This window comes from Pseudomonas tehranensis, from assembly GCF_014268615.1.
Classification (GTDB): domain Bacteria; phylum Pseudomonadota; class Gammaproteobacteria; order Pseudomonadales; family Pseudomonadaceae; genus Aquipseudomonas; species Aquipseudomonas tehranensis.
In genome coordinates, this window is sequence record NZ_JABWQV010000244.1 from 1 (window position 1) to 7,548 (window position 7,548).

The window sequence follows — 7,548 nt, forward strand, 5'->3', positions numbered from 1 at the left end:
GCGGGAGCAAGCTCCCTCGCCACAGGGGCTTGGTGTCGATTGGCATATTTGTGAACGACGCAAATCCACTGTGGGAGCGAGCCTGCTCGCGATGAGGCCGGCACTTATTGCATCAAGTCCGAAGCTCTACCCGATCCAGGCACTTGTTCGCCAACAACATCCCCAACTCAATCATCTGGGCCACTCCCAATGCTACATGTCGTCGCGAGCCGTCCTGATCGAAGGCAAGGTCGTTGAGCATTGCATTGGCCGAAGCCAGGGTTTCACTGAGGTTGGCCAGCAACACTTCGGTGTCGATACCTTCAGCCACAGTGAACAGATGTACTGAAGGCTTGGGTTCTGGCTTGCTGTCGTCGGGTTTGAGGTATTGATCCAGCACACGGTCAGCGGCCTCTTGCAGCTTTTCGGGGGCGTAATCGCCATAAGGGAAAGTAGAGGCAGGTTTTGGTGGATTTTGGGGTTCTTTGTTCATCGAATTGCTTGCTCCCTAGAGCTGAAGATGTAAGCCCTGCACTTGGATTGTGCAGAAGCCAGTGCTCCTAGAGGATGTTCGGATTCTCACGTCCGGTCGCTGAATTGGCAGCGACACCCAGAGGCTAGAGCCCTCGCTTCCGACGGACAACCTTAAAAACTTGTCGGAAACTTCGGTGCATCTGACAGACCACCATCCCCGTGGCGAGGGAGCTTGCTCCCGCTGGGCTGCGCAGCGGCCCCAAACAAGTCAACTCGATCTGTCTGACATGCTGCGCTGCCCGGTTTTAGGGCCGCTTCGCGCCCCAGCGGGAGCAAGCTCCCTCGCCACAAGTAGCTTTGCGCAATGGCTTCTATTTACCCAACCCCAAATTCGCCTCCGCCAGATCCAACTCCCCCAGCACCTCACGCAGCACATCATCGCCAATCTGGTGATGACGACTAAGGCGATACAACTCCAGGCGCTGCGCCCGAAAAGCCTTCAGGCGCAGCCGGCGCTCCAGCAGGTCCATCTCGAATGCCAACGCCTGGGCTTCGGCGGAGTCGTTGAATACGTCGAGCTGATGACGATACTCAGACATCAACCGCGCCTTGACCTCGGCCGCCAGCGCCGCCTGTGCTGCATCCGGGGTACTGGTCGCCTCGGTCGATTCCTCCACTTCCAGTGCATGGATCGCCGCTTCAGCGGTTTTGCGCCAGGCATCGCGAACTTCGTTGCGGCGCTTGTCGTCGGGACTCTTCTCGATACCCCGTAGCAGCAACGGCAAGGCGATGCAGGCCGCTATCAACGACAGCAGAATGACCCCGGCGGCAATGAAGATCAGCAAGTCTCGTTCGGGAAACACATCCCCCGCGCCCAACAGCAACGGCACCGACATCACGCCCGCCAGCGTCACTGCACCGCGTACGCCGCCGAAGGTCAGCAACCAGCAGGAACGCGCAGTCGGCACGAGCGTCAGCTCGCCCTTGCCACGCCAACGGCGCAACCACCCAGACAAACGCCAGATGCTTTGCACCCAGACAAACCGCAGCACCAGCAACACCAGGAAAATCGCCACCACGTCCAGGCAGCGGTAGAACAGCGTCGGCCACAACGTGGCTTCGTGGCTGGTCACCGCCTTGACGATGTCCGGTAATTGCAAGCCCAGCAGCAGGAAGATCAAGCCGTTGAAGGCAAACTCCAGCAATGACCAGACACTGCGATTGAGCAGCCGTGTGCCCGTCTGACGCGGCAGCAGATCAAGCCAGCTCTGCATCATCCCGGCCGCCACCGCAGAGAGAATGCCTGATGCACCCAACCGCTCGGCCAGCACATACGCGGCGAAAGGCAACAGCAACATGAACACCACATGGGTCGCCGGGTCGTCCCAGCCCCGGGCGACCATCCAGGCGCGCAAACGCCCCACCAGCCAGCTCAAGGCCACGCCGACCAGCAGACCACCGATTGCCACCAGCACGAAGGCCAGACTGGCGTTAGCGAGGGAAAACACGCCGGTGATAGCCGCCGCCAAGGCAAATTTGAACGTCACCAGGCCCGAGGCGTCGTTCATCAGCGCTTCACCTTGGAGCATATGCATCAGGGGCCCGGGCAGCCGATCGCGGGCAATCGCCGACACCGCCACCGCGTCGGTCGGCGACAGCACCGCCGCCAGGGCAAACGCCACCGGCAGCGGGATACTCGGCAACAGCCAGTGAATGAAATAACCGGCGCCCACTACCGTAAACAGCACCAGCCCCACCGCCAACGTCAGGATCGGTCCGCGCAGGCGCCAGAATTCGCGTTTGGGCATGCGCCAGCCGTCGGAGAACAGCAGAGGCGGCAGGAACAAAAACAGAAACAACTCCGGGTTAAGCGTTACATGCAACCCCAGGGAGGGCCAGGCCAGCAACGCCCCTGCGCCGATCTGCACCAAGGGCAACGGCAGCGGGACCAACCGTCCGATCAGCCGCGACACACTCACCAGCGTTAACAGGATCAGGACGGTATAAGCGCTTTGCATAAAACGGTTTCCAATTACAGCCACACACATCCGGCAACAGCTTGCCGTTGAAGTGCCATATTAGCCCCTCCGACCGTGCCGCTGCCGTTGCACATTGGTCGCACCCCGGCGGCAGCGCCACGCAGCTGCGCCAGCCGACGCCGTCCGGCTATTGGATAAACACCTTTTATCTCCAGCATGGGCGAAAAAACAGGCCCCGGTCGTTCCAGGCCCTTGCATTGCCTGGAACGACCGGGACTGATTCGAAGCTACACCATTCGCTCGGCGGCGTTGAGGTTTGAGCGCGCCGAGACGAATCTGTCGCCATCGCTCCCCTCGCCTTGGACCGGTTCAGCCTCAGGCATCTCGACCAGCGGCAACAGCCCTTGCTGCTCATCCAGATGCCCGGCAGGGCCAGTAAGCCTGTCCAGCGCCGCCGAGGCTTTGTCCGCCAGCGGTTGGGTCAACACCCCCGTTGTCACCCAGGCGGCGACCACCGGCGCCATGGTGGCGGTGACGGTGGCCTTGCCCACCGCCGCGACACCTGCGGGAGAAATGCCGGCCTGCCTGGCGGCGTTGACCGCAGCCGTCTGGGCCATGCCAATAGCGGTGATACCACCGGCCAATGCACCGATGCCACTGACCAGTCCCGTGGGAGTAACCAGCGCCTGCAGCGATTTGCTGCCATCACGTGCGATATCCAGGGGCAATCTGCCGACCCGCTTCGCGATCCCGAGGGCCGCGCCCCCTACCCCATAGTCCTTGAGGTCTTTGAAGCGCTGATGCCAGTCTTGCCGTCCCAACAGGTACTCCGGACCGACCCGGTGCTTGGATTTATCAATGGAATGCTGCAGGTCATAGGCGGCCATGCCTGAAAGCGGGGAGCCAATCGCGGCTATCACGGAATCGACCTTGCTGCCCGTTTGAGCATCGACCGTCTTGGTCACCACGGGTTGGACGACGGTCCGCAAAACGTTTCGGGCCGTGAAGGTCTGGAAGGTCATGCTGCCCTCGGCAGCCTGGGTCGTCAGGCTCGGCTTCACCGCTTTGGCCGCCTCCTGCATGACCGGCTCCAGATCGGCATTTTCGGCCACCAGCCACTGGGTGTCGCTGGTGGCGCGCTTGATCAGGCCATTGCCGACCGTGTCGGAGGCGCTGCTGACCAGGCCGGCAATCGCCGACAGCGCCAACGGAGCGGTAATCGAGCCATTGCCGGTCACCGCCGGGGCGAAGTCCAGCGCAATGGAGGCCGCGCCGAAGGGAACCGAACGAAGGAATCCAACAGTGTCATGGGACGCGCGATCCAGCCGCGAGCCTTTGGTCAGCACGGCATCGACGCTTTGCGTGGTTTCCCCGTCATTGGCCAAGGTACGCGAACGATCATCGATCAGTGCTTCGAAGGCCTGGCGATTGGCACCGTTTATATGCGGCTCGAATACCCGGGTGAGCTGGGCTTTGATTGCACCCGTGCGATTTGCCAGATCCTGTTCAGCCGTGACAGGGCCGATCGGGACGGATGCAGCGGTCCCGGTGGTCGATGTCGTTGAATGGGGCGGGGGTGTTTCTTCAGTTTGATTCGTCAGTGGACGGGGCGGTGTCAGGGAGATGGAATCCATGGGCGGGTCTCTTGTGCGCAAAAGTGCTGGGTTTTCCTGTGCTGTGTGGCCACCTCTTTCCTATCGGTTCCGCCTCGTCCGATCCGTCGCGACAGTCAAGGCACTGAAAGGAACGACGTGGCATAATCGTCGGCTGATTGTCAGGACGATACCAGGGACGTTTTGGGGGAGCACTTATGCCCAATGAAAACAAACACTTACAGCTTTTCGGCATCAAAGCCTGTGACACCATGAAAAAGGCGCGCGCCTGGCTCGATGAACACGCTGTGCGTTTCGACTTTCACGATTACAAAACCGCCGGCATTGACCGTGAGCACCTGACCCAATGGTGCAACGAACATGGCTGGCAAGTGGTGTTGAACCGTGCCGGTACGACCTTTCGCAAACTCGACGACGAACGCAAAGCCGATCTCGACCAGACGAAAGCCATCGAACTGATGCTCGCCCAACCCTCGATGATCAAGCGCCCGGTGCTTGATCTCGGTGACCGAACCCTGATTGGCTTCAAGCCAGATATTTATGCGGCAGAGATCAAGTAAGCCTGCCCAGTCCATTTTGTAGAGGTAATTTCATGTCCAGTACTCTGTTCAGCCTGGCCTTCGGTGTCGGCACGCAAAACCGTCAAGGCACCTGGCTGGAAGTGTTCTACGCCCAACCATTGCTCAACCCTTCGGCCGAGATCGTCAAGGCCATCGCGCCGATTCTGGGCTATAGCGAAGGCAACCAGGCCATCACCTTCACCACCGCCCAGGCCTCGCAACTGGCTGACGCGCTCAAGGGCGTCGATGCCGCGCAAGCCGCATTGCTGACCCGCCTGGCCGAGAGCCACAAGCCGCTGGTCGCCACCCTGCTGGCTGAAGACGCACAACTGAGCTCCACGCCCGAGGCCTACCTCAAGCTGCATCTGTTGTCCCACCGCCTGGTCAAGCCTCACGGCCTGAACCTGACCGGCATTTTCCCGCTACTGCCGAACGTGGCCTGGACCAGCCAGGGCGCAATCGACCTGAGCGAACTGGCCGAGCACCAGCTCGAAGCCCGTCTGCGCGGGGAGTTGCTGGAAGTGTTCTCGGTGGACAAGTTCCCGAAAATGACTGACTACGTGGTCCCGGCCGGCGTGCGTATCGCCGATGCCGCGCGGATCCGCCTGGGCGCCTACGTGGGCGAAGGCACCACGGTGATGCACGAAGGTTTCGTCAACTTCAACGCTGGCACCGAAGGCCCGGGCATGATCGAAGGCCGTGTCTCGGCTGGCGTGTTCGTTGGCAAGGGTTCGGACCTGGGCGGCGGTTGCTCGACCATGGGCACCCTGTCGGGCGGCGGCAACATCGTGATCAAGGTGGGCGAAGGCTGCCTGATCGGCGCCAACGCCGGCATCGGTATCCCGCTGGGCGATCGCAACACCGTGGAGTCGGGCCTGTACGTGACCGCCGGCACCAAGGTGGCGCTGCTGGACGAGAACAACCAGTTGGTCAAGGTGGTCAAGGCCCGCGAACTGGCCGGCCAGCCCGATCTGCTGTTCCGCCGCAACTCCGAGACCGGCGCGGTGGAATGCAAAACCCATAAATCGGCCATCGAGCTGAACGAAGCACTGCACGCCCACAACTAAGCTTCACACCACCACTTGTGGGGGCGAGCCTGTGTGGGAGCCGAGCTTGCTCGCGATGAACGATGACGCGGTCTTGCAGTTAAACCGTGTCGCTGCGATCGCGAACAAGCTCGGCTCCCCCAAAAAAGCCCGCTCCCACAAGGTCCGGCGTAACTCCAGCAGGGCCCGAAAGCATGTTGATTCCCTCTCCCTGGCGCGCCGACTTCCCGGCCATCGCCGCCTTGCAACGGCAAGGCCAGACCTACCTGGACAACGCCGCCACCACGCAAAAACCCCAGGCCCTACTGGACGCTCTGGCGCATTACTATGCCAATGGCGCGGCCAACGTGCACCGCGCGCAGCATCTGCCGGGCGCCCATGCGACCCAGGCCTTCGAAGACAGCCGACTCAAAGTGTCGCAATGGCTCAATGCAGGGGATTGCGGGCAAATCGTCTTCACCCATGGCGCCACTTCGGCGCTGAATCTTCTGGCCTATGGGCTGGAACATCTGTTCAATCCGGGCGATGAAATCGTCATCAGCGCCCTGGAACACCACGCCAACCTGCTGCCGTGGCAACAACTGGCCGAGCGTCGTGCGCTGACGCTGGTGGTGCTGCCGCTGGATGCCGACGGGGTGATCGATATCAGCGCCGCCGCCGAACTGATCGGCCCACGTACGCGCCTGCTGGCAGTGAGCCAGTTGTCCAACGTGCTGGGTACTTGGCAGCCCTTACCAGCGCTATTGGCCCTGGCCAAGGCCCAGGGCGCGCTGACGGTGATCGATGGCGCCCAGGGCGTGGTTCATGGCCGTCACGATGTGGAGGCACTGGGCTGCGACTTTTATGTATTTTCCAGCCACAAGCTCTATGGCCCCGAAGGACTGGGCGTGTTGTTCGGCCGCACCGACGCGCTTCATCAACTGCGTCATTGGCAGTTCGGCGGCGAGATGGTGCAACAAGCCGACTACCACAGCGCCACGTTCCGTCCTGCGCCACTGGGCTTCGAAGCCGGCACGCCGCCGATTGCCAGTGTCATCGGCCTGGGCGCGACCCTCGACTACCTGTCCGGCCTCGACCAGCAGGCTGTCAGCGACCATGAAACTGCATTGCATGACTACCTGCTCCACGGGCTGCTGGCGCGCAACGGCGTCCGCCTGGTGGGCAAGCCGAGCCTGGCCCTGGTCAGCTTCGTGGTCGATGGCGTGCACAACGCTGACCTGGCCCACTTGCTGACCGAACAAGGCATCGCTGTACGCGCCGGGCATCACTGCGCCATGCCGCTGTTCAAGCATCTGAAGCTGTCGGGGGCGATTCGCGTGTCGCTGGCGCTGTACAACGACTCCGCCGATATCGAACGCTTCTTCGAAGCGCTGGACCAAGCCCTGGAGATGCTCCGATGAACCTGCCGGCCGACGCGGCCACAGCGCTGCAAGTTTTTCAGGACGCATCGGGTTGGGAACAGCGCGCCCGGCTGCTGATGCAATGGGGCGAGCGTCTAGCGCCCTTGAGTGATGCGGACAAATGCGATGCCAATCTCGTCCACGGCTGTGAGAGTCAGGTATGGCTGGTGGGTCGCTTGCATGAAGGGCACTGGCAGTTTTGCGCCAGCAGCGATGCGCGATTGATCCGAGGGCTGGTGGCGTTGCTACTGGCGCGGGTCAATGGGTTGTCTGCCGTGGAGTTGCGTCAGGTGGATTTACCGGATTGGTTCAACCAGCTGGGATTGTCCCGGCAGCTGTCGCCGTCGCGTAGCAATGGTTTGAATGCGGTGTTGAAGCGGATGCTTGAGTTGACTCAATAACCGCCAAAAGCTTCGCGAGCAAGCCCGCTCCCACAGTGACCGCGTTCCTCCATGGGAATACGGTCGACTGTGGGAGCGGGCTTGCTCGCGAAAGCG

The 7,548-nt window shown here is 61.7% G+C and carries 7 protein-coding genes; 4 read left to right on the forward strand and 3 right to left on the reverse strand.

The annotated features are described in order from the left end of the window. Positions 1-112 precede the first annotated feature (112 nt). The 3 genes from HU811_RS22910 to HU811_RS22920 form a co-directional block, all read right to left on the reverse strand. A complete protein-coding gene (locus tag HU811_RS22910) occupies positions 113-472 on the reverse strand; it encodes a DUF6124 family protein (RefSeq protein ID WP_092401225.1) in 360 nt (119 codons plus the stop codon). A gap of 352 nt (positions 473-824) precedes the next feature. After that, on the reverse strand, positions 825-2,471 hold the full coding sequence (locus HU811_RS22915; RefSeq protein ID WP_186658235.1) for a Na+/H+ antiporter: 1,647 nt from the start codon (positions 2,469-2,471) through the stop codon (positions 825-827). A gap of 248 nt (positions 2,472-2,719) precedes the next feature. Continuing rightward, positions 2,720-4,066 (reverse strand): type III effector protein RopAA, encoded by a 1,347-nt coding sequence (locus tag HU811_RS22920; RefSeq protein WP_186658237.1) that lies wholly within the window; start codon positions 4,064-4,066, stop codon positions 2,720-2,722. Between the two features lie 176 nt (positions 4,067-4,242). Here HU811_RS22920 and HU811_RS22925 point away from each other — a divergent pair, with 176 nt between their 5' ends. The 4 genes from HU811_RS22925 to HU811_RS22940 all read left to right on the forward strand — a co-directional run bounded on the left by HU811_RS22925 (position 4,243) and on the right by HU811_RS22940 (position 7,452). After that, the gene (locus HU811_RS22925; RefSeq protein WP_186658239.1) at positions 4,243-4,605 is read left to right on the forward strand and encodes an ArsC family reductase; all 363 of its coding nucleotides are present in this window, start codon (positions 4,243-4,245) and stop codon (positions 4,603-4,605) included. 32 nt (positions 4,606-4,637) lie between these two features. Then, on the forward strand, positions 4,638-5,672 hold the full coding sequence (gene dapD, locus HU811_RS22930) for a 2,3,4,5-tetrahydropyridine-2,6-dicarboxylate N-succinyltransferase (protein ID WP_092401234.1): 1,035 nt from the start codon (positions 4,638-4,640) through the stop codon (positions 5,670-5,672). A 173-nt stretch (positions 5,673-5,845) separates the two neighbouring features. Further along, positions 5,846-7,051, forward strand: coding sequence for an aminotransferase class V-fold PLP-dependent enzyme (locus HU811_RS22935; protein WP_186658241.1), 1,206 nt, complete (start codon positions 5,846-5,848; stop codon positions 7,049-7,051). Beyond that, positions 7,048-7,452, forward strand: a complete 405-nt coding sequence (locus tag HU811_RS22940; protein WP_092401240.1) for a SufE family protein — start codon at positions 7,048-7,050, stop codon at positions 7,450-7,452. Before HU811_RS22935 ends, HU811_RS22940 begins: the two co-directional genes overlap by 4 nt. The last annotated feature ends 96 nt before the right edge of the window (positions 7,453-7,548 follow it).

Excerpts from the sequence above, each read along its gene's own strand:
- HU811_RS22910 (WP_092401225.1), bottom strand. The coding sequence starts at position 472 with ATGAACAAAGAACCCCAAAATCCACCAAAACCTGCCTCTACTTTCCCT.
- HU811_RS22915 (WP_186658235.1), bottom strand. The coding sequence starts at position 2,471 with ATGCAAAGCGCTTATACCGTCCTGATCCTGTTAACGCTGGTGAGTGTG.
- HU811_RS22920 (WP_186658237.1), bottom strand. The coding sequence starts at position 4,066 with ATGGATTCCATCTCCCTGACACCGCCCCGTCCACTGACGAATCAAACT.
- HU811_RS22925 (WP_186658239.1), top strand. The coding sequence starts at position 4,243 with ATGCCCAATGAAAACAAACACTTACAGCTTTTCGGCATCAAAGCCTGT.
- dapD (WP_092401234.1), top strand. The coding sequence starts at position 4,638 with ATGTCCAGTACTCTGTTCAGCCTGGCCTTCGGTGTCGGCACGCAAAAC.
- HU811_RS22935 (WP_186658241.1), top strand. The coding sequence starts at position 5,846 with ATGTTGATTCCCTCTCCCTGGCGCGCCGACTTCCCGGCCATCGCCGCC.
- HU811_RS22940 (WP_092401240.1), top strand. The coding sequence starts at position 7,048 with ATGAACCTGCCGGCCGACGCGGCCACAGCGCTGCAAGTTTTTCAGGAC.